15 protein-coding genes are annotated in these 22,946 nt (G+C 34.2%); 12 read left to right on the top strand and 3 right to left on the bottom strand.

Annotated elements, in window-relative coordinates; translation table 11 throughout:
* Window positions 1-206 precede the first annotated feature (206 nt).
* The 4 genes from OZP07_RS08180 to OZP07_RS08195 all read left to right on the top strand — a co-directional run bounded on the left by OZP07_RS08180 (window position 207) and on the right by OZP07_RS08195 (window position 5,035).
* Complete coding sequence (locus tag OZP07_RS08180; RefSeq protein ID WP_281637933.1) at window positions 207-857, top strand: DUF4331 family protein; 651 nt, start codon at window positions 207-209, stop codon at window positions 855-857.
* Window positions 858-888: 31 nt separating this feature from the next.
* Window positions 889-1,440: a DUF4331 family protein gene (locus tag OZP07_RS08185; protein ID WP_194642291.1), complete on the top strand. Its 552-nt coding sequence runs from the start codon at window positions 889-891 to the stop codon at window positions 1,438-1,440.
* A 73-nt stretch (window positions 1,441-1,513) separates the two neighbouring features.
* Complete coding sequence (locus OZP07_RS08190; protein WP_281637934.1) at window positions 1,514-2,809, top strand: tetratricopeptide repeat protein; 1,296 nt, start codon at window positions 1,514-1,516, stop codon at window positions 2,807-2,809.
* 9 nt (window positions 2,810-2,818) lie between these two features.
* Window positions 2,819-5,035, top strand: a complete 2,217-nt coding sequence (locus tag OZP07_RS08195) for a TonB-dependent receptor (protein WP_281637935.1) — start codon at window positions 2,819-2,821, stop codon at window positions 5,033-5,035.
* 60 nt (window positions 5,036-5,095) lie between these two features.
* Here the strand turns inward: OZP07_RS08195 and OZP07_RS08200 are convergent, their stop codons facing one another.
* Both OZP07_RS08200 and OZP07_RS08205 read right to left on the bottom strand, forming a co-directional pair.
* On the bottom strand, window positions 5,096-6,043 hold the full coding sequence (locus OZP07_RS08200; protein WP_281637936.1) for a tRNA dihydrouridine synthase: 948 nt from the start codon (window positions 6,041-6,043) through the stop codon (window positions 5,096-5,098).
* A gap of 116 nt (window positions 6,044-6,159) precedes the next feature.
* Window positions 6,160-6,660: a GNAT family N-acetyltransferase gene (locus OZP07_RS08205; RefSeq protein WP_281637937.1), complete on the bottom strand. Its 501-nt coding sequence runs from the start codon at window positions 6,658-6,660 to the stop codon at window positions 6,160-6,162.
* Between the two features lie 148 nt (window positions 6,661-6,808).
* On the opposite strand from OZP07_RS08205, the gene menD reads away from it, so the two are divergent.
* The 6 genes from menD (at window position 6,809) to OZP07_RS08235 (ending at window position 17,529) form a co-directional block, all read left to right on the top strand.
* Window positions 6,809-8,470, top strand: coding sequence for a 2-succinyl-5-enolpyruvyl-6-hydroxy-3-cyclohexene-1-carboxylic-acid synthase (menD, locus tag OZP07_RS08210; protein WP_281637938.1), 1,662 nt, complete (start codon window positions 6,809-6,811; stop codon window positions 8,468-8,470).
* A gap of 191 nt (window positions 8,471-8,661) precedes the next feature.
* Complete coding sequence (locus OZP07_RS08215) at window positions 8,662-11,082, top strand: hypothetical protein (protein ID WP_281637939.1); 2,421 nt, start codon at window positions 8,662-8,664, stop codon at window positions 11,080-11,082.
* A gap of 291 nt (window positions 11,083-11,373) precedes the next feature.
* On the top strand, window positions 11,374-11,715 hold the full coding sequence (locus tag OZP07_RS08220; RefSeq protein ID WP_194642327.1) for a DUF2853 family protein: 342 nt from the start codon (window positions 11,374-11,376) through the stop codon (window positions 11,713-11,715).
* 246 nt (window positions 11,716-11,961) lie between these two features.
* Complete coding sequence (locus OZP07_RS08225) at window positions 11,962-13,569, top strand: family 43 glycosylhydrolase (protein ID WP_281637940.1); 1,608 nt, start codon at window positions 11,962-11,964, stop codon at window positions 13,567-13,569.
* Window positions 13,570-14,713: 1,144 nt separating this feature from the next.
* On the top strand, window positions 14,714-16,447 hold the full coding sequence (locus OZP07_RS08230; RefSeq protein WP_281637941.1) for an alpha-L-fucosidase: 1,734 nt from the start codon (window positions 14,714-14,716) through the stop codon (window positions 16,445-16,447).
* Between the two features lie 227 nt (window positions 16,448-16,674).
* Window positions 16,675-17,529, top strand: a complete 855-nt coding sequence (locus OZP07_RS08235) for a CvfB family protein (protein ID WP_281637942.1) — start codon at window positions 16,675-16,677, stop codon at window positions 17,527-17,529.
* 697 nt (window positions 17,530-18,226) lie between these two features.
* On the opposite strand, the gene OZP07_RS08240 is transcribed toward OZP07_RS08235, so the two are convergent.
* Window positions 18,227-19,081 carry a DUF3943 domain-containing protein gene (locus tag OZP07_RS08240; protein WP_281637943.1) on the bottom strand — a complete coding sequence of 285 codons (855 nt, stop codon included), beginning with the start codon at window positions 19,079-19,081 and terminating at the stop codon, window positions 18,227-18,229.
* A 410-nt stretch (window positions 19,082-19,491) separates the two neighbouring features.
* On the opposite strand from OZP07_RS08240, the gene OZP07_RS08245 reads away from it, so the two are divergent.
* Window positions 19,492-20,526, top strand: a complete 1,035-nt coding sequence (locus OZP07_RS08245; RefSeq protein WP_281637944.1) for a LacI family DNA-binding transcriptional regulator — start codon at window positions 19,492-19,494, stop codon at window positions 20,524-20,526.
* Window positions 20,527-20,773: 247 nt separating this feature from the next.
* Window positions 20,774-22,939, top strand: a complete 2,166-nt coding sequence (locus OZP07_RS08250) for an alpha-glucuronidase family glycosyl hydrolase (protein ID WP_281637945.1) — start codon at window positions 20,774-20,776, stop codon at window positions 22,937-22,939.
* Window positions 22,940-22,946: the final 7 nt, after the last annotated feature.

Below are 22,946 nucleotides of genomic sequence, written 5' to 3' on the forward strand. Positions count from 1 at the left end.
TACAAACATATACAAATCATTTTAATTCCTGACATTTTTAATAATTATCGAAAATAAATAAATCTGATTTTAAAATTTAATATTTTTTAATTGCAAAGTATTGAAAATTAGTTTATTAGAATTTATTTTAACTTTTTTTGATTTTTTTAAAACCAAAAGCAAATCAATTGCGTAAATGCTCTTATAACTATAAAAATTATAATAAAATGAAAAAATCAAAATTAGTATTAGGACTTTCATTCTTGGCAGTTTCAGGATTAGTTCTAATTGCGGCAGATCACATTGATGCGCCTTCAGTAACCGGTAATGCGGCAGACATTACAGACATGTTCACTTTTCAGGGACAGGACACCAATAATTTAGTTTTTGCTGTTAATACCCAAGGATTGTTATCTCCTAATAAAACTGCTGAAGCAGTATTTAATGAAAATGTGATGATCGAAGTAAATATTGACAACACAGGCGATAATGTTGAAGATTTAGTAATTCAGGCTGTAAAAAGGGGTGATAAAATGTATTTCTTCGGACCTTATAAACCTTCCATGACTGGAAAAAACAGTTCCATAGATGTAAGTAAAGCTTCTGGAGACGTTGCAATTTCTGCTTATAAAATGACTCCGGTAACAGCGTCTAAAAACGGAATGAAGTTTTTTGCAGGACCAAGGGACGATCCGTTTTTCTTTGATTTAGGTCAATTTCAAAAAATTCTCGGAGGAACTGCAGCTGGATTTAATAACCCGGGTGTAGACACTTTTGCAGGGACAAATGTTTTGTCGGTTGTTGTTGAAGTGCCAAAAGCGATGCTGGGAGGCTCAGGAACTTTAAACGTTTGGGCTGAAACTAAGAAAAAACAATAAGAAATAGTATTTAAAACTTAAAGATAATAGTATGAAAACGAATAAATTAAAAATGATGACAATCGCACTTGCTGCGGCATTGGTTTCTGCAAATTGTGATAATAACGATAATAACAATGGCGGTACCGAAATGAAGGATTTTTCAGGAACGTATGTACAGCAGGATCAAATGGCCAGACCAGCAATAAACACCGTTTTTATAGCATCCGGACAGCCAAAAGATGATTTTAATGCTGCTATTCCATCGGATATGGGGAGCAAATATCAGCCGATTTTTCAATCGAGACTGATGGCTTTGAATCCAGCTTATAACATGAATGCTTTGGGACAATCGGCTGCTGCATTTACAGGACTTTTGGCTACCGATGTACTGAATGTATCCACGACTAAAAAGACCACTTTTTTTGATGGTACAAATGTTCTCACAGGAAGAGCTTTGGCTGATGATGTGATTGATGTGGAATTGTTACTGATTTTTGGCGGTTCAGCTGGAACTTCAAATCCTCAATTGACTTCAGACCATGTAAACGCAAATGACGCAGCCTTCGGAACTTCATTCCCATACTTAGCTGCAGCTTGGTAATTTATTTTAAAAACAGAGCAAGTTCCTACTGCTTGTTCTGTTTTTATTTTCAACAACAAACAAATAAGTTATTATGAAAACAGTTAAAAACATTTTGGTATTGTTATGCCTTATACTGCTAGCAAGTTGTAGTAACAATCCAAGTAATCAAATTACAAATGCTGAAGATTATGAAAAATATTTGCATATAAGCGATAATAAATCACTTGATATGGCTCATAAGGAAATTATTTTTTGGGAAGACAAACTAGACAGAGCTCCAAATCAAAGTACTTATTTGGGACAATTAGCATCCAATTATGCTGTGATTTTTGAATATACCGGTGCCATTGGAAATTTGTATAAAACAGAATCACTTCTTGAAGAGGCCAATAAAGCCAATAATTACGGCAGAGTAGGAACATTGCGTTCTTTGGCCAGAAATTATATTTCACAGCATCGTTTTAAAGAAGCTTTAGTTTTAGCCAATAAGGCTTTTGCAATTGGTGAAGGAAAAAAAGAAACTCAAAAATTACTTTTTGATGGGCAGATGGAGCTTGGAAATTACGATGAAGCAGTCAAAAATCTTGAAGCCATTAAAGACTTTAACGACTATGATTATTTAATTCGGATTGCAAAATGGAACGATCATAAAGGAGATTTATCAACAGCGATACAATTTATGGAGAAAGCCAGAACGATTGCCGAGAAAGAAGACAATAAAACACTGCGAATTTGGTCCTACTCTAATTTGGGTGATTTTTACGGTCACGCAGGACGTATTCAGGAATCGTACAAAAGTTATCTGCAGACATTGGAATTAGATCCAAATTATTCCTATGCTTTAAAAGGAATTGCATGGATTGTTTTTTCCCACGAAAGAAATACTGCTGAAGCGAAAAGAATAATTGAAACGATTTCAAAAACTCATAACACTCCCGATTTTTATCTGCTGAAAGCCCAGATTGCGCAGTATGAAGGAAACTCTGCCGAAGAAAATACAAATACGGCAGCATATTTTGCAATGCTGAAAACTAATAATTACGGCGCTATGTACAATAAATACAATGTTTTATTATTTGCAGATAAAAAAGAAACAGCTCCGAAAGCATTAGAAATTGCTAAAATAGAAGTAGACCATAGACCAACACCAGATTCGTATGATTTATTGGCCTGGTCGTATTATAATGTTGGGAATGTTAAAAAAGCGCTGGAAATTGCTCAAAGGCATGTAGCAGGGAAATCATTTGAGCCTAGAGTGCAATACCACTTGGCAGCTATTTACAAATCGAATGATTTTGCCGAAAGGATTCCGCCTATTAAAGAAGAATTATTAAAAAGTACTTATGAATTAGGTCCGAATCTCGAAAGTAAAATTTCCCAATTATAAAATTCTCCAATGAAAAAAAACCTGTTGATTTTAATCGCTTTTATTGGCTTGTATTCTCATGCTCAAACTGTAAATGGAAAAATTATTGATGCTTTCGGGCACCCAATAGAAAATGCGTATGTACTAAATACCACTACTGAAAGTCATGCGCATACTAATGAGTTGGGTGTCTTTAGCATCGAAAAAACAACTGCCGAAAATATTTTGAAAATTAGTGCTTTGGGTTATAAAAAGACAACTTATACAATAACTAATGATACGGTTTTGATCACTCTTGAAGCGGATAGTTTTCAATTATCAGAAGTTATTATTCAGCCAAAATTGTCGGCTATGAATGTGATTACCAAAATTGATTTAGAAACTTCGCCTGTTAATTCTACCCAAGAAATATTACGCAAAGTACCTGGATTGTTTATAGGTCAGCATGCGGGCGGAGGAAAAGCGGAGCAGATGTTTTTGAGAGGATTTGATGTGGATCATGGTACTGATGTAGCCCTTTCTGTTGATGGAATGCCAGTAAACATGGTTTCTCATGCGCATGGGCAAGGCTATTCGGATCTTCATTTTGTAATTCCGGAAACGGTTGACAAAATAGATTTCGGAAAAGGAACGTATTATGCCAATAAGGGTGATTTTAATACGGCCGGTTATGTTGATTTCAAAACCAAGGATAAACTGGAAAACAGCAGTATTGGAGTCGAAATTGGTCAGTTCAATACTTTTAGAACTATCGGATTATTTGATTTATTGGGTAAACAAAAAAAGCAGAGTGCTTATTTGGCAACCGAATATATTATGACTGACGGTCCGTTTGACTCACCTCAAAATTTTAACCGAATCAATATTTTGGGTAAATATTCGGCAGTTTTGGAGGACAATAGCACTGTTTCTATTTTAGGTTCGCGCTTTTCAAGCAAATGGGATGCTTCTGGGCAAATTCCACAGCGGTTGGTTGATGCAGGAATTATCTCAAGATTTGGTTCTGTTGATGATACCGAAGGAGGAAATACTTCCAGAACTAATTTTAATGTAGCGATAAATAAGTCAATAGATGCAAATACTTTTTTGAAAGCGAATACTTTTTACAGTAATTATCAATTTGAATTGTATTCGAATTTTACATTTTTCTTGGAAGATCCAATAAATGGCGACCAAATTCGTCAAAAAGAAAACAGGAATATTTATGGAATAAATGCAGAATTGAATAACAAGCATCTTTATGGCGAAACCGAAGTTTTATACCAGATTGGTGTTGGTGCCCGCAACGATCAGACCAAAGACACCGAATTATCACACACAGTAAACCGAAATACAACTTTGGAACAAATAAAATTGGGCGATATCGATCAATCGAATATGTTTACTTATTTGAATACCGAAATTACTTTGGGCAAACTGATCATCAATCCTGCAGTTCGATTGGATTATTTTAAGTTCAATTATTTGGACAAACTGCAAGTTAATTATGAAACACAAACTCAGGACAAGATGAAAATTTCTCCCAAGTTAAACTTCATTTATTCTGAAAATAACGATTTACAGTTTTTTGTAAAATCGGGGATGGGATTTCACTCCAATGATACCAGAGTTGTGGTTGCGAATAGTGGAGAGGAAATTTTGCCAACTGCTATAGGTACTGATGTAGGAACGATTTGGAAGCCTTTTCCAAAGCTAATCGTCAATTCGGCTTTGTGGTATTTGTATTTACAGCAAGAGTTTGTGTATGTTGGCGATGCAGGAATTGTAGAGCCTAGCGGAAAAACCAAAAGAATGGGGCTTGATTTAGGTTTACGTTACCAATTGAATAACTTTTTGTTTTTTGATTTTGATGGAAATTATACTCACGCTAGAAGTATAGATGATCCAAAAGGTGAGGATTATATTCCGCTGGCGCCAGCATTTACAACGACGGGCGGAATTAGTCTGCAGAATTGGAAAAATTTTTCGGGAGGAATCCGTTATCGCTATATGGATGACAGACCTGCAAATGAAGACAATTCGATAATTGCCAAAGGCTATTTTGTCGCCGATTGCAATCTGAATTATACCTATAATAAAAGGATACTATTTGGTATTTCGATTCAAAATTTATTCAATACCAAATGGAATGAAACCCAATTTGCCACCGAATCACGATTACAAAATGAACCTGCACCTGTCGAAGAAATTCATTTTACGCCAGGAACCCCTTTTTACCTCAAAGGAATGATTACTTATAACTTTTAAATCTTAGAATTTAATTTGTTTGTTGTGGAGTCTGTTGTTGCTAGCGGCAGACTCCTTTTTTTATTTTTCTTTTGCAATAATTTCCTTGACAGTGGCTTCGTAATTTCGGATGCTTTTTGCTTTTTTGATGTTTTTATGGACTTTGTGAGGGTTCGAAAAAATAACTGAAAAGTACTCCCAAAGATGGTGCATTTTCAATAAAATATGGGTCTGCCCCGATAAAGATTCGCTGTAACCTTCGTATAAAGTATCATGAAACGCACTGAATAGTTCCATCTTGTTTTTAGGATATTCAGTAGTGTTGTTTTTTATCATGCTAGGCAAAAACGGATCAGCAATTAATCCTCGGCCGATCATCCAGTGGTCTATCGAAGGAAAACGCTCCTGCATTTCATGAAATTTTGCTACCGAAGTAATATCGCCGTTGTAATACAGTTTGTGCTTTGTATTGTCGATGCATTGCTGAAACGCATCCAGATGAACACCGCCTTTGTACAATTGTTTGCCTATGCGGGCGTGAATGGCAATGTTTTTTATTGGATAAGTATCTAAAATTGGCAAAACGTCTAGAATTTCTTCAGTAGTATCGTATCCCAGACGCATTTTCATCGACACAATAATATCCGTTTCAGAATGTGCTCTGTCCAGAATGTTGTTGATTTGTTCAGTATTTTTAATCAATCCAGAACCCATTCCTGATTTAGTCACCATTGGATACGGACAGCCCAGATTCCAGTTCAATTCTTTGTATCCCAATTCTCTAACATATTTGGCGACAAATAAAAACTCTTCGGCATCATTGGTAATAACCTGTGGAATGACTTCTAAAGTGTCATTGTTCTCTAGAAGCAGGTCACGGTGATATGAATTTTTTATTTCGAGTTTTCCATTTAAACGGATATATGGAGAATAAAAAGTATCAATTCCGCCGAATATTTTATTTTGTGCGTTACGGAATCGAAAATCAGTGAATCCCTGCAGGGGAGAAGAAAGAAGTGTAAAACTCATAGTATTTATAAAAGTGCAAAGATACTATAAAGTTACAAGTCTTAAAGTCATAAAGTCGAAAGTCATAAAGTCAAATTCGCAATACAGTGACTTTACAAACTTTTGACTTTATAACTTTAAGACTCCAGTATTAACTGCATAAATACAGAATCAAGCCAGCGATCGAATTTGTAACCTGATTCTTTGATGATTCCAACAGTTTTAAAACCAAACTTCTCATGAAAATCAACACTGCTTTGGTTTTCGGCATCAATTACGGCAATCATTGTATGGAGTTTTTGATTTTTGGCCAGCTGGATTAACTCGGCCAGTAAAATTTTTCCAATTCCTTTTCCTTGATAATCATTGTCAACATACACGGAATGCTCTACCGTAAATTTATAGGCTTCCCGAAATCTAAATTCGCCATACATTCCGAAACCAGCCACTTTACCGTCTATTTCTGCTACAATTACGGGAAAATGTTTATTGATTTTATCTTCCAATATAGACTTTTGCTGTTCGTAAGTCCGAATGCTATAATCGTACAAGGCAGTTGAATTTAGAATATTATAATTGATTATATCTAATATTGCTTCTGTGTCTTGGATTTGGTAAGGTCTTAATCTGATTTCCATTTTTAATTATCTGTAGTCCAAAATTATGAAAATATAACTAAAATCAGCAGAAATGCTTTGGCAACTTTGTAACTTTGCAAAACAGCTTTTAGGAGTTCGTTTGGCACAAAATTCGCCAAATCTTTTCAAAACTATTTAAACCTTTTAAATGATTTATCCCAAAATACCATTAGCACAAAGCATACTTCAAATTTTTTTATCCAAAGAAATCACCAACATTATAATATCTCCCGGTTCCAGAAACGCACCTCTCACGATAGGTTTTGCCAGTAATCCTGAGTTTCAGTGTTACAGCATCGCCGATGAGCGTGCCGCCGCCTTTTTTGCTTTGGGAATTGCCCAGCAGACGCGCAAGCCTACAGTTGTGGTTTGTACATCGGGTTCGGCATTGCTGAACTATTATCCAGCTTTTGCGGAAGCGTTCTACAGCGAAATTCCGCTTATTGTGATTTCGGCAGACAGACCGCAGAGCAAGATCGATATTGGCGACGGGCAAACCATTCGTCAGGAAAACGTATTTGCTAACCATTCGCTGTACAATGCTAATTTACTGGAAGACGCTTCAGAAGAAAACGACATAAAAATAAATGAAGCGATTAATACTGCAATTGACAAAAAAGGACCGGTTCATATTAACGCTCCATTCGAAGAACCTTTGTACGAAACTGTTTCCGAGTTAAGTGTTAATAGTAAAGTTTTCGCTTCCGCAAATGAACCGCAGACTGTTGATTTGGAGGATTTAAAACAATACGCTGACATTTGGAACAATACTTCCCGCAAATTGGTTTTGATAGGTGTTAACGAACCTAATTCAATTTCTGAAACAACGATTGAAGCTTTGGCTCAGAAGGAATCGGTGGCGGTGATGACCGAGAATACTTCGAATGTGCACCACGAAAGTTTTATTACTAGCATAGATACAATCATTACACCTTTTACAGCTGAAGATTTTGAGGCATTTCGTCCTGAAATTTTGATTACTTTTGGCGGAATGGTTGTCTCTAAACGAATTAAGGCTTTCCTGCGAAAATACCAGCCAAAACACCATTGGCACATTGATACATTAAGAGCATACGATACTTTTGGCTGTCTGACAAAACATTTCGAATTGGATCCTAATACTTTTTTTAATGCCTTTTTGCCATTGACATCAAAAGTGGAGAGTGATTATTTTTCCCGATTGGATACGCTTAGAAAATTCCGTAAAGAAAAAAATGATAATTATTTGTCCAAAATCCCTTTTACAGATTTCAAGGTTTTTGAGAAAGTAATTGAGAGTCTTCCTAAAAACAGCCAGCTGCAGATAAGTAACAGCTCAGCTATACGTTATGCGCAGTTGATTCCGATAGATTCATCGATTGAAGTATTCTGCAATAGAGGAACCAGCGGTATCGACGGCAGTACTTCAACAGCGATTGGAGCTGCGGTTGGAAATGGTAAACCAACTGTTTTTATAACTGGCGATATTGGTTTTTTATATGACAGCAATGCGCTTTGGAACAATTATATTCCGAAAGACTTCAAAATTATTCTGATTAATAATGGTGGAGGAGGGATTTTTAGGATTTTGCCGGGCCATTCGGAAACTCCTGTTTTTAATACTTTTTTTGAAACATTCCATGATCTGACTGCGGAGCATTTGGCAAAGATGTATGGTCTGGATTATATTACAGCTGCTGATGAAACTAGTTTGAAAAACGGATTGGAATCATTGTATCTGCAAAATAGTAATCCCATAATTTTGGAAGTTTTTACACCAACATTGGAAAATGATGCTGTATTGTTGCAGTATTTTAAGGAGTTAACATAAAAAAAGAATGGTGTTTTTCTTTATTCTAGTTGGCGTATATTTATCAAAAGACAAATTTTATCCATTATTATTTCAAAATAATGATGTAATAGGAGTATTTTTTTTCTGTAATATTTTTTTTATCTCATAAAATTATAAGATTTTTACATGTTTTAACACTTTAGCATTGTTTAATTTATAAAATAAATTGAATGTTTAAATCTTATTGCAGAAACTGTAGTTTTCTTTGTTTTTTATGGATTGTTTTATCAATTGGTTTTTTGCAGGCACAGGAAAAAAAGAATCCTGAAATTGAAAAAATTTACCTCCACACAGACCGGTCAAGTTATTTTATAGGCGAAGATTTATGGTATAAAGCTTATGATGTACGTGCTGTTAATAATGTGCTTTTTGATAACAGTAATATTTTATATGTCGAATTAATTGCTCCCGATTCTAAAATAATCGCCCGAAAAAAAACAAATTTAGAGATAGGTTTAGGGCACGGTGATTTTAAGTTAGCAGACTCACTTGGCGTAAAACCTGGACATTATCAATTACGGGCCTATACCAATTGGAACAGAAATTTTGGTGAAGATTTTGTCTTTAAAAAAGATATTGATATTCTTAATGCTTTTGAAGCAAATCCGGCTCCTTCATTGGTGTTGGAGAATGCTAAGGTAATTAAAGCGCTTACAACTGGCACTCAAAACACTATTAAGGTTGATTTTTTTCCAGAAGGCGGTTCGCTTTTAGAGAATACTGCTAGTGTTGTTGGTTTTAAAGCCGTTGATAACAGCGGTAACCCAATTGATATTAAAGGAGAAGTTTACGATTCAGATAACGAATTGGTGACCTCTTTTGAAAGCTCGCATGATGGGATGGGGAAATTTCAAATTATTCCAATTGGAGGGAAAAACTATTATGCCAAAGTTACAACTGTTATTGGTACTGAATACCGTATAGAACTTCCAAAATCTTCTAAGGAGGGATATTTGTTAAGTTTTAGATTGATCAAAGGCAAAAATATTATAACCATTATTACAAATCCTGAAACCTTAGCCCATAATCCTAATGGAGCACTTGCATTGGTTTGTAAAGCAAGAGGAGTTTCCTATTTGGAAACTACACACACACTGACAGAAACTGTATTGTCTTTGGAGCTTCCAAAGGATAAAACTCCCGAAGGAATAAGTCAGATAACGCTTTATGACAGCAGTTCAAAACCACAAAGCGAGCGATTAGTATTTATTGAAAAAGAGCACGATTTAGAAGTACAGTTAACAACAGATAAACCAGTATATAAGCCACAGGAAAAAACTGCAATAAATGTGAGTTCAAAAACGAAATCCGGAGTAGCCAAATCTGCAAGTTTTTCATTAAGCGTTACTGACATGAACGGAATATTGGAGGATAAAGACTTTGGTTCGAACATTAGTTCATATTTTCTGATGGAATCGGATATAAGAGGAAAGGTTCATGATCCGGGTTATTATTTTGATACCGCTAATTTAAAACGATTAGATCATTTGGATAATTTGCTTTTAACCCAAGGCTGGCGGGATTTTGTGTGGAAAACTGCTCCAATGAATATCGAAAGCATTAACTATACAGCAGAAAAAGGAATCACAATATCGGGGAAAGTAAAACAGCTTCTTGGAGGAAAGCCATTAGTTAATAATAATATGACATTGGCATTAATGAATAAAAAGCGTTTTAATTTTTTTAATGCTGTTACCGATTCGCTGGGCGTTTTTAAATTTGAAAATCTTATGTTTTCAGGAAAAACTACCATGTATTTAAATTCAAGGAATGAAAAAGGGAAGTTTAAAGGAGAAATAGTAGCAGACCCTATTGAACAGCCTCCAATACCAGTGTCTTTTAAAAGTGACTCAAACAGTTTATCAGCGATAGAACAAGAAGTTTTTGAAAATGTGCATAAAAAATTCGTGGCTTTTGGGGTAAAACCTGAAAATGTTTTAGGCGAAGTTACTATTAGTGCCAAAAATAAAAACAGCAGGCCTTCTATGCTTGCAATACCCGATTTTAGCTATGCAGCCAATGGAAGTACTGCAGGGTTTACGGACATCTACCAGCTTATTGAGCAAACCATTCCTGGAGTGACTGTTAATATTGATTCTGTTCGATTTACACGTTATGAAGGAAGTCCTCTTTTTATAATAGATGGTTTCGAGGTGATTGATAATTTACAGTTAGGCTTTGTTTTGCCTGCTGATGTTGTAAAAATAGATGCAGTCAGAAGCACCCAGGCGACAGCGTATTATGGAAATGCGGCGGCAAATGGTGTTATCGCAATTACTACAAATGGGAATGCTGGTAATAAGCCTAAAAAAGAAACTTTTCATTCTATTAAGAAAGAATTGGAAGGATTTTATACAGCACGTATTTTTTATGTACCCAATCCGGAAAAACCGAATTTAGAACTGGATGATAAAGCGGCTTTAAGAAACACAATTTATTGGAATCCGTATGTGCATCCTGATAAAACAGGCAATGCTGTTTTAAATTATTTTAACAGCGGTGTCGAAACGAAAGTAAAAGTCGCTTTAGAGGGAATTACAGGTACTGGAATTCCAGTTGTAAAAAAGATTTATTATGCAATTAAGAAATAATTTTTTTAAAAGTATTTTCTGTAATTTTTTATGGTTTTTTGTGAGTTTAGAAATTTTTTGTTTCAATATTTAAGAATGACATTTTTTTGATATCCTTTTTTTAGAGTTAATACAATTTGTAGTAATTGGATTTAAATATTACGCAGGAACAATCTTATGGATAAAATTGTTTTCAAATTCAATAAATAATAATTTTATGAAAAAATAATGAATAAAAATCGCACACATAAATAATAAATCACTAAATTTGAGTTAGTTATAAAAAAGGTTAACCAACTTAATTTTATTGTTATGAGCGCAAAAGATGTATTAATTATTAAGTACGCAGCAGACTTAAAAGAAAAATGCGGGATTAATCCAGATATGGATTTATTAACTAAAGTTACAATAGGCTGCGGTCCGTCTATATATAATCCTGATTCTTCTGTTATTGCTGGAACACAGCAATCAGAAATAGTCACTGTAAAGAAAAATTTTTTGATTAAAAAACTAGGCTTACCTGATACTCCAGCCCTTAAAGCAGGAATTGATGCTGTATTAAAGCAATATGGAGAGTCTAATAAAAATAAATATCGTGCAGTTGTTTACTATTTGTTAACTCTTCATTTTGGAAGGGAAAGTGCTTACAGTTAGAGTTTTGAATATTATTTGAAAAGCGTCTCATTGAGGCGCTTTTTTTTGCAGTAAATTAAGGAAAATTGTGGCTAAACTGAAATGTCAAATAGCTGATAGTGTCATTTCAGTTTATAAAATTTAGTCAATTGTTAAGCGGCTGAACCGATTAAAATTGATTAAAAAAGTTATTCGGGACAGTACAGGATGATTTTGTAAAAACATTGGATTTATTTTAGCATTGAAAAGAAAATCAAAATAATCATTATGAATCAATCGGATACATTGAAACAGGAAATGAAGAATATATTTTTAATAATATTTTTTCTGGGTTTACCCTTAATGGCAGATGCACAATTAAAAAACATAAAAAATGATGTGTTTTGGGATACTCAAAAAGGAACGCCAATCTACAGTCAAGGAGGAGGAATCTTTCGTTTTCCCGACCCAAAAACAGGCGAAAAAAAATATTATTGGTACGGAGTTCAATACCAAGAAGCCGATATTTACCGCAAAAATCCTTCGGTTACATTAAAAAATGCCACATTTGAGTCGGTTACCTGTTATAGTTCTACTGATCTTGTGAATTGGAATGTTGAGGGAGATGTTTTGACAAAGGCAGTAACAAATCCTGAAGGAAAGGGAACTTGGGTAGGACGTCTTGGAGTTACATTTATTAAGGAAATGAATAAGTACGCTATGTTTGTACAGCATGGTTCAGAAGTACTTATTGCTTTGGCCGATTCACCGACAGGTAATTTTTCTTGGCATCAAAAAATTAATATGCAGCCTCTAATTGGTACTACAAATACGGGTGATCAAACCGTATTTACTGATGATGACGGTAAATCATATCTTATTTATTCGTATGGAAAGGGACGCAATAAAATTTATGTTTCTGAAATTGGAGTTGTCGACGGAAAAGTTAATCTTTTAGACTGCAGCAAAGTTTTTGAAGGAGAGAGTCGAGAAGGAAATTGTATGTTCAAATACAAAAATAAGTATTACATGGCTGCTTCTAATATTTATGGCTGGGATTCTTCGTTTGCTTATTATTTGGTTTCAGATAACATTCGGGGGCCTTATACACCAGCAAATAATATGCAGATTATGAAAGGTTCTTCAGAGGATTATGCGCATGTCACACAAACTGGCTTTTTTTACACGATAAAAGGGAGTAAAGAAGAAACTGTTTTATATTGTGGCGATCGCTGGGCAGATTTTGCAGGAAATGGTCTGGGTTACAACCAATGGTTCCCACTTTCGTTTGATGGTGCTGTGCCGTATTTCAATTCATTGAGCTCATGGAATCTTGACGAAAAAACGGGTGAATGGGCAGTGGCAAGCGATAATAATTTTGTAATGAATGGCAGTTTTGAAGCCGATCGGAATAAAATACCAAGTAATTTTAAACCAGTTCAAGAACAGCTTTTAGGATGGAATACAGAAATCATTAAAGGAAACAAAATAAGTACAACCGAGGCAAGTTCACCAACTTTAAATTATTTTAATACTGAACAGGACAGAAAAGAAGTAACAGGTGAAAAAAGTCTGCAGATAAGTGATAATATAGATTTTAGCAGAAAAATTAAGCAGATTATTTCTTCGTCTCCTTATGTTCCTTTAAAAGATGGTTTGTATACTTTGACTGCTAGAGTAAAAAACTCAAATGGTTTTGATGAATTGATGATGTATGCAGTAAGTAATAAAAAAACATTTAATGTCAAAATTACCAAAGAAAATAATGCTTGGGTAACCATCTCTATTTCAAATGTTGCCATAAAAAATGGAAGTATCGAAATCGGGTTTTTGGCTTCTGCCAAAGCAGATTCCTTTTGTATGATTGATGATATTACATTGGTTAAAAACAAATAAAATTTTTCTAAAGGAGATTTTACATCAGGAAATCTCCAGGGCATTCGCTTTTAAAAATTTTAATAAGCTATAAAAGAGTCTTATGTTTGTACTGTAATTGCAGTGGGTCTGCCATAAAAAAAAAGATCTCTAGTGGCTGCACTAAATTAGAAAACTTATTTTTCAAAGAGATCTTTACTACTTTCAAAGATCCGAGAAGAACCACCAAAGGAAATATAAAATACAGCTAAGAGTAAATCATTTTTCTCAAGCTTTCGGCTGTGATTAGCGGGTTTCAGACTTATGAACTCATCGAAGGATTTGGAGAAGAGCGGTTGATTGGCTTCGCCAATTTTATCCTTACAAATACGGCAGGCCTTCACATGACACTTTAGTTGAATTTTATAGCAGATTAAATCCCAAGGAATTTGTAAAATGCCTAATAGCTTTTACAGAATCACTTGCAGATCATTCAGTTTCACATAATCAATATGCAATAATGAGTATGAATACTTAAAAATATTTTTAGCTATAAAATAGTCTTTAATGTAAAAATATCGGATTTGAATAATAAAACATCGTTTTTGAGTAAAAATAAAATATAAAGTTGCTGTTATATTTGTTAATTATTTGTTTTCAATAAAATTATATCGATAATTATTACTAAATTTTTGTAGGAATTTTGGTTTTTATTATTGTTTACCACAGTTATTGCAGTAAGCCAAAGTTAGTTTAAATATTGTGGCTTTTTTTAATTGAATTGAGGGAAAGATTAATTGAAGTCGGATATGTATATTTAATCCTCATGTTTAAGCATTCTATCTGCGCAATAGGAGAAAATAAATTGAATAAAAGCTTTAAAATTTGAGGCTTGTACAATTGAAACTTTATTTAGCTCTATTATTTGGAAAAAGTTGTAGTATTGATTGGTATAAGCAATGTTAGATTGTAACCAGTTGCTGCATAAGCCCAAAGTAAAGCAATGTCAAGAGAATGCCGTTTCAGCAGGCAATTTCAGAAACAAAAAATGGTATTCTGTATCAGCTTTAAATAGCGAGGGTTTTAATGTTACTATCAAATAATTCAAGCCACTGTTTTATAATGTTCTGCAATAACTAAAGCTATGAAAGGTATTAAATGATTTAAATATAGATAATTATAAAAAATGAGAACAAAAATTTTACTTGTACTTTTGGCTTTGCTTCAGTTTCCGCTTTATGCTCAGTATAAAAATCCTATGCCGGCCGTACCAGCTCCCTTACCTATAAATAGTGTGTCAATGGAAGACTTGAATGCATTTACGGAAGTAAAGTTGGAAATACCTATAGAAAAAGGACCTTTTGAGCCAACTTGGGAATCGATAGAAAAAAATTATCCTGGTGAACCCTCCTGGCTTCGTGAGGCTAAATTTGGTATATGGGTTCATTTTGGACCGCAAGCGGCTGGTGAAAGTGGAGACTGGTACGCACGAAAGCTATATAATTCAGACGAAATAGCTTATCAAAATCATGTTAAAAGATATGGACATCCTTCTGAGTCAGGTTACAAAGAGGTCTTGCGGGACTGGAATCCTATACATCTTGATCCAGAGAAGCTTACGAAAATTTATCAGAATGCAGGCGCACGTTTTTTAATGATCCAAGGAGTACATCATGATAATTATGATTTATGGAATTCGCAATACCAGCCATGGAATTCCGTAAATATTGGACCAAAAAGAGATTTAATAGGAGAATGGGCCAAAGCCTGCAAAGCAAACGGTATGCATTACGGAGTGACTTTTCATCACGAGTACACATGGTGGTGGTGGCAGACAGCTTTTGGAAGTGATAAGGATGGAAGCAAAAAAGGAATTCCTTATGACGGTAATCTTACTCTTGCAGATGGTAAAGGAAAATGGTGGGAGGGATACGATCCAAAAATGCTTTATGGTATTGATTTGCGCGAATATAAGGGTGTTGCTGATGCTGCTGTTTCCAAATGGTCTCCTCCTCCAGCAGGAATATTTAGTAATCATTTAGGATATGCCAAGTGGTTTGCTACTAATTGGGCTTTAAGAATGATGGATGTGGTAAAAAACTATGATCCTGATTTTGTTTATACGGATGGCACTGTAGAGGGGCCTTTTACAGGGAATGGAACAGGAACCGGCTTTAAAGCAGATGCCATGCAAAGTGTTATGGCTGACTTTTATAATCGTACTTTAAAACGCCATGGTGAGGTAAATACTTTTAGTATTGTTAAATTCCGCAAGAAAACAAATGGGACAGTAAATACTGAAGAGTTTGGTATTCCTGCAGATATAAAAAAAGATCAGCCTTGGATTGCAGAAACTCCAGTAGGAGACTGGTTTTACGCACCAGATTTTACGTATGATTCAGGTATGATGATTCGTTATGTAATTGAAGCTATAGCACGTGATGGAAATGCTGCAATATGTATATCTTTATTACCTGATGGTTCGATGAATGAAGCGAGTCAAAAGATGTTGAAAGAAGTAGGGAATTGGATGCGGCTTAATGGACAAGGAGTATATGCAAGTCATGCTTGGGTAATTCCTGCTGAAGGCGAAATGGTTAATGGAAAGCTTAAAATGCTCCCTGGAGGAGCACTGAAAAGCAAACACGCTACATTTAAGTTTGATGCTCAGGATATTCGATTCACAATTGGAAAAAACAATAAATTATATGCATTTTGTATGAGTGTTCCAGCTCCAAATACCCAAATAAAAATTAAATCTCTTGGTACAGATGCAGAACATTATGGGAAAAAGGTGAGAATGGTTAAGCTGTTAGGCTATGATGGTAATTTAAAATGGAAAGAAGCGGCTGATGGGTTATTAATAACTTGCCCTAAAAATATGCCATTTGCTACAGCTATAGTATTCGAAATAGAGTAAAAATTATTAAATGCCACTGCAGGCAATTTTTTAGATAAAGTATTACAGTTGGCGTATTAAATATTGATAAACTTAAAAAAATCAGTTTTTCAAGACTTAAACCAATATCTATTTTGATTATAGCAGGTTTATATACCCCCGTTTTAAACGAAATTTTTGTTTAAATAAATTTAATTAACAATGTACGTTTCTCTTCGTACCTTTGCGCCTTTAGAAAATACAAGATAATGATTGAAATAGGAAAATACAATACACTTACCATATTACGTGATACCAAGGTTGGTCTGTTTTTAGGGAACCCAGAAAAAGACCCGGAAGGAAAACACGATATACTTTTGCCAAATAAATATGTACCCAATGAATTTGAAATAGGAGAAGAACTTATTGTTTTTGCCTATCTGGATCATGAACAGCGTCCAGTCGCTACCACTTTGGAACCTTATATTTTTCTGAATGAGTTTGCTCTTTTAAGAGTGAATTATATCAACCAGATTGGGGCTTTTATGGATTGGGGAATGGAGAAAGATATTCTCGTTCCTTTCAAAGAGCAGGCCCGTCCTATGGAAAAAGGAAAACGTTATCTGGTGTATTTGTTTTTGGATGAAAAAACAAACCGTTTGGTAGCCTCAAGCAAGTTAAACCAGTTTTTAAAGAACGATCATCTGACTGTTGAAAAAGGTGAAGAGGTTGATCTAATTGTGTCGCATATTACAGAATTAGGAATCAATGTTATTATCAACGAAAAACACAAAGGTCTGCTGTATAAAGATGAGGTTTATGATGATTCGATACGTACAGGTGACCGTATGCGCGGGTATATAAAAAATATCAGACCTGATAATAAGATTGATGTAGCTTTACAGATTCAAGGCTATCAAAGCATAGAACCTAATGCAGAAAAAATTCTGGATGAATTGAGAGCCAGCAGAGGTTTTTTGCGATTAACTGATAATTCGCATCCCGAAGACATTAAAACGGTGCTAAAAATGAGTAAAAAGACCTTTAAAAAGGCAATTGGAGCTTTATACAAAGAAAAACTTATCGAGATAAAGGAAGACGGAATTTATCTGGTAAAGGAATAAAAAAAGAAAGACTAGTTATTTTAGCTAGTCTTTCTCTTTTTACTTTTATTTATACCTTATAGGTTTAATTAAAAGTAAAACTCTTTTGTACATTTTCAAAAGTATGTTTAACCGCATTTAATACTATGGGTACATGTGTACCAGTATTTACTGTTCGTAAATCACTTTATTAAATGGATTGCCTGTAAATTAAAGGGTGCTGTTTTAATCATCAAAGACCAAATTTCACATTAAAACCATTGGTTTATTTATACATTTAAAGTTACATTCTGTTTTTCTATACCGAAAATTAGTAGAATTGTAAATCTTTTACTGAACCCTAGGTGTTACTTTTTTATCAGTTATAATTTTTTAACAGAGGCTTTATTTACCAGCTTATATTTTAAAATGGTTTTTTGAAAAATTATATAATTTAAAACCATAAAAATAAAAGCGGCAATAATTTTAAATTCACTCAAAAAAATTATTTTTAAAGGTTAATAAATTAGTGAACAATCGATGCTAATCTGAATTAATAACTAACGGTAGTTTTGTTTAAAGTGTTGATTAGCACTGAATAAAAGTAATAATTATTTTTTATCACCAATGTTAAAATCTGATTTTTTTTTACTGTTTAATGCTTAAAACTTGTTTTGGATTTTAATGAAAGAAATGATTTAATAAAAATATTTTCAGTGTATTAAAAGTTCTTAATTAATTAAAACTGCATGTTGAAATTTAGTCCCCAAATAGCTTTATTACCTCCTCTATCAAAACCTATCGGAGCTACATTCATCTGTGTTTTTACTTTTTCCTTATATCCAAAACCGTCAAGTATGGTATTAAACGGGTCCATCAAAACCAGAGAAGTGTATCCTAAAAATTTTGATTTTAAAATTCGGTGATCGTTTCTTAGAATACTTTTTTTTGCATAAAAGAAACCTTCACCTACTACAGATCCTAATACTGGTGTTACGATAAGGTCTTGTTTGGATGGGATTTCAGCAAAAGCTTCGATTCCATATTCCCAGAAACAGGTAGACATAAATGCTGAATACAGAAAGGATTCAAAAATAGTAAAACCGCTGCTTCTCGCTGTCATATAGTATACACCTCCGGAATAGGGATGCGTTATGTAGTTAAGAACCCAGTCATCTTCATCCCAAACAGGTCCTGCTTTTACATTTTCTTTCCATTTCCATAAAATCCCTTTTTCTTTAATTTCTTCTTTGTCCCAATTACTGGCGCTTTCCGGCATAGCCCATAGTATTCCAAAAGCAATGACAGCAGTTCCTGCATACATTCCAGTTGTTATCCCTAATCGTTTATAATCTTTGTGGTCTGGCGGATAAGCACTTCCGTTTTTTAGAATTGCAGTACTGTCTCCCAGCGTAAGCATATCATAATTGTATTTTTTTCCTATTTGAGCATCTGAATAGGCGATGGAATTTGGAGTAATGAATTTAGGCAGCTGATTTTGACTTATCTGTATTTCTTTAGCTCCCTGGGCAAAAATAATGTTTTGTAAAAGTAAAAGTAAAATGGTGGATAAAGCGGTTTTGAATGGATTCATTTTCTGAATTAAGTGCTGTTAAAAGATAGCCAATCTGCATTGGATTTAAAATAAATTTATGCTTTTTGCCCTTGATAACCGTTAAATTATATTGCTTTTCGAATAGAATTAACATAGTTTTAAGACGGCGCAAATATAATTAATTAATTCAAGCTGATAGACAATTGATTGTTTAATTCAGAGCATTTGATTTTAAATGTTTTTTCTTACAAATACATTACTTAATTTGTAACCGCAATCCGTTTTAGTTCTATTAATTTTTAAAAGAAACGCCCAGATGAGTGAATTTAATTGAAATAATTGGGGTAAAGCTATTTCTGAACAGTTTTCGGATTCAAATAAAATTTATTTAACGATTCTGAGGAATGTTTCTAAATTACTTATATTTACATTTAAATTGTATTGAGTTAATGGAAGAAAATAAACATGTAACAATCTATGATATAGCTGAAAGACTAAATTTAGCTACGTCTACTATTTCCAGAGCATTAAAAGATCATCATACTATTAGTGATAAAACCATCAAAAAGGTTAAAAAAACTGCCGAAGAAATGGGATTTGTACCCAATACTCTGGCGGCTGGTCTTCGCGGTAATAATACTAAGACAATAGGAGTGTTAATACCTACTGTTACACAGCCCTTTTTGTCCTCTTTAATCAGCGGTATAGAAATTACAGCTCAGAAATCGGATTATACGGTTATTATCATGCAGTCACATGACTCTTATCTTGAAGAAGTGAATATGGCTAAGTCCTTATATAGTAATAGGGTAAGCGGCGTAATTTGTTCATTGGCAATGGAGACTAAAGATACTTCACACTTTCAGCAGTTTACTAATAATAAAATTCCGCTTGTTTTTGTTGACAGGGTTCCTAAGGATTACAATACTTTTAGAGTAGTCATCGATAATTATTCGGCGGGATATAAAGCCACCAAGCATCTTATTGAGCAAGGCTGTGTGCGTATTGCGCATTTAACAGCCGGATCTGAATTAGGTAACCTATACAGTGAAAGAAAAAGAGGCTATATTGAAGCCTTAAGAGATCATAATCTTCCAGTAGATGAAGACCTGATCATTAATTTAAAATCGGTTACTTATAAAGAAGGGGTAAAGGCAAGCAATAAATTATTTGATTTAGACCCAATTCCTGATGGTCTTTTTGCACCTGGAGATATAATTGCTGTAAGTGCTGTGCAGACAGCCAAAAAAAGAGGTTTAAAAGTTCCTGAAGACATTGCTGTTATTGGGTTTAATAATGACCCTATTTCTCAGATAATCGACCCAAATATATCTACAATTACGCATCCTGCTGAAAAGATGGGAAAAAGTGCAGCCGAAATTATAATTACCAGTCTTAATTCTGTAAAAAAGGATGATGCTAAAGAGATTACATTCCTTAATACCGAGGTTCTTGTGCGCGAATCGTCCAATAGAAATCTGTAAATTATTTAATAAAAATAGTGCGAATTTAATCTGCTTGACCAAAATTGGTTTCAAGCAGATTTTTTTTTTGAAAAAAAACAGGCAAAAATTTTTTTCTTATAACACAAACTTATATTTTTACACAACCGATTGCATGAGGCTAGTTATTTTGTAAAATGTATTTTTTTTGATAAAAAAATATTAAAATAATAATGACTGCATCGAAAAATACTTATGCATAAATTAGAAATATAGAAAACAACAAATAATGAAACATAAAAAAAGAAGCTTTTTGAGAATGATTGTTCTAATATTTGGAATATCATGGTGCGCATCTGCTCAAAAGGATTACAAATTATGGCTTCAATATAATACAGTAACTGATCTGAATTTAAAAACGGAATATTTATCAAATGTTCAGGGAATTACTGTCTTAGGAAAATCCGAAACAATGAGTATTGCAGCAAAGGAACTGCAGTCGGCATTGAATGCTATGCTTGGAAAAAAAATCAATGCTGGTGAAAAATTAGAAGGGAATAACAATATTATAATAGGTTCAAAAGCTTCTTTAAAACCTGAAATCCTGAAAATAATAGAATCTGATTTTAATCGAATAAATGACGAGGGCTATATTATAAAATCTATTAGCATTAATAATAAAAAACAGATTATTATAAGCGGTAAAAAGGAGATTGGTGTTTTGTATGGTGTTTTTAATTTTTTGAGATTGATTCAGACTAATAAAAGCATTGAAAAACTGAATATTGCAGATTCACCTGCAACGAATATCCGCATATTAAATCACTGGGATAATTTAGACCGGACAGTAGAACGCGGTTATGCTGGATTCTCTTTATGGAATTGGCAGAAATTACCAGATTTTATAGATCAGCGCTATATTGATTATGCCCGTGCCAATGCTTCGATAGGAATTAATGGAACAGTTCTGACGAATGTAAATGCAAATGCTTTAATTCTGACACCTCAATATTTAGAAAAGGTTGAAGCTCTTGCCAATGTTTTCAGGCCTTATGGGATAAAAGTGTATTTAACGGCCCGTTTTTCAGCACCAATAGAAATTGGAGGTTTAAAAACTGCAGATCCAAAAGATGCTGAAGTAATAAATTGGTGGAAAGCAAAAGCCAAAGAAATATATGCTGGAATTCCAGATTTTGGAGGATTTCTTGTAAAAGCAAATTCAGAAGGTCAGCCTGGACCGCAGAATTACGGCAGAGATCACGTTGACGGAGCCAATATGCTTGCAGATGCTGTAGCTCCTTTTGGAGGAGTCGTGATGTGGAGAGCATTTGTATATTCTGAGCATGATGTGAATGACCGCGCGAAGCAGGCTTTCGCCGAATTTCAGCCTTACGACGGAAAATTCAGAGAGAATGTTATTGTTCAGGTAAAAAATGGAGCAATCGATTTTCAGCCGAGAGAACCTTTTCATCCATTATTTGGCGCTATGCCAAAAACACCTTTAATGATGGAATTCCAGATAACACAGGAATATTTAGGATTTAGTACCCATTTAGTGTTTCTGCCTAAATTATTTCAGGAAGTTTTAGAATCGGATACGTATCAAAAAGGCAAAGGTTCTACAGTTGCAAAAATAATTGATGGTTCTTTGTGTCAAAATAAAATTACAGGTATTGCTGGCGTTGCTAATATAGGAAATGATTTGAATTGGACTGGGCACCCTTTTGCGCAGGCAAATTGGTACGGTTTCGGAAGATTGGCTTGGAATCCCTATTTAGATTCAGAAACAATTGCTGATGAATGGCTGAGATGTACTTTTTCAAATGATGAAAAATTTATTCGTCCAGTAAAAAATATGATGATAACATCCCGCGAAGCAGTAGTTAATTATATGACACCATTGGGTCTTCATCATATTATGGATACTGGTCATCACTATGGACCAGGACCGTGGGTTGGTAATTTGTCAAGACCGGAATGGAATCCTGTTTATTATCACAAAGCAGATAAAAACGGTATAGGTTTCGACAGATCCCAAAACGGTACCAATGCTGTTTCACAGTATGCACCAGAAGCAGCAGCCATTTTTGATAATATCAAAACTTGTCCGCAAGAGTATTTACTTTGGTTTCATCACGTTTCCTGGGATTATAAGCTAAAAGACGGTAACAGTCTATGGGATGGAATGGCTTTAAAATATCAGCAGGGTATAAACCAAGTGAAAGAAATGCAGGAGACTTGGAATACAGCCGAAAAATATGTTGACAGCGAACGGTTTAAGGAAGTGCAGATGTTATTGAATATTCAATATAAAGAAGCAAAATGGTGGAGGGATGCCTGCCTCTTATATTTTCAGCAGTATTCAGGCAAAGAACTGCCGAAAGGAGTTGAAAAACCAGTGCAGACTTTAGAATATTTTCAATCATTGAAATTTCCTTTTGCACCTGGAAATTAATGAAACA

Origin of the sequence: Flavobacterium marginilacus (assembly GCF_026870155.1) — a bacterium.
Classification (GTDB): domain Bacteria; phylum Bacteroidota; class Bacteroidia; order Flavobacteriales; family Flavobacteriaceae; genus Flavobacterium; species Flavobacterium marginilacus.

Excerpts from the sequence above, each read along its gene's own strand:
- OZP07_RS08205 (WP_281637937.1), bottom strand. The coding sequence starts at position 6,660 with ATGGAAATCAGATTAAGACCTTACCAAATCCAAGACACAGAAGCAATA.
- OZP07_RS08230 (WP_281637941.1), top strand. The coding sequence starts at position 14,714 with ATGAGAACAAAAATTTTACTTGTACTTTTGGCTTTGCTTCAGTTTCCG.
- OZP07_RS08215 (WP_281637939.1), top strand. The coding sequence starts at position 8,662 with ATGTTTAAATCTTATTGCAGAAACTGTAGTTTTCTTTGTTTTTTATGG.
- OZP07_RS08245 (WP_281637944.1), top strand. The coding sequence starts at position 19,492 with ATGGAAGAAAATAAACATGTAACAATCTATGATATAGCTGAAAGACTA.
- OZP07_RS08190 (WP_281637934.1), top strand. The coding sequence starts at position 1,514 with ATGAAAACAGTTAAAAACATTTTGGTATTGTTATGCCTTATACTGCTA.
- OZP07_RS08250 (WP_281637945.1), top strand. The coding sequence starts at position 20,774 with ATGAAACATAAAAAAAGAAGCTTTTTGAGAATGATTGTTCTAATATTT.
- OZP07_RS08195 (WP_281637935.1), top strand. The coding sequence starts at position 2,819 with ATGAAAAAAAACCTGTTGATTTTAATCGCTTTTATTGGCTTGTATTCT.
- OZP07_RS08235 (WP_281637942.1), top strand. The coding sequence starts at position 16,675 with ATGATTGAAATAGGAAAATACAATACACTTACCATATTACGTGATACC.
- OZP07_RS08240 (WP_281637943.1), bottom strand. The coding sequence starts at position 19,081 with ATGAATCCATTCAAAACCGCTTTATCCACCATTTTACTTTTACTTTTA.
- OZP07_RS08225 (WP_281637940.1), top strand. The coding sequence starts at position 11,962 with ATGAATCAATCGGATACATTGAAACAGGAAATGAAGAATATATTTTTA.
- OZP07_RS08185 (WP_194642291.1), top strand. The coding sequence starts at position 889 with ATGAAAACGAATAAATTAAAAATGATGACAATCGCACTTGCTGCGGCA.
- OZP07_RS08220 (WP_194642327.1), top strand. The coding sequence starts at position 11,374 with ATGAGCGCAAAAGATGTATTAATTATTAAGTACGCAGCAGACTTAAAA.
- menD (WP_281637938.1), top strand. The coding sequence starts at position 6,809 with ATGATTTATCCCAAAATACCATTAGCACAAAGCATACTTCAAATTTTT.
- OZP07_RS08180 (WP_281637933.1), top strand. The coding sequence starts at position 207 with ATGAAAAAATCAAAATTAGTATTAGGACTTTCATTCTTGGCAGTTTCA.
- OZP07_RS08200 (WP_281637936.1), bottom strand. The coding sequence starts at position 6,043 with ATGAGTTTTACACTTCTTTCTTCTCCCCTGCAGGGATTCACTGATTTT.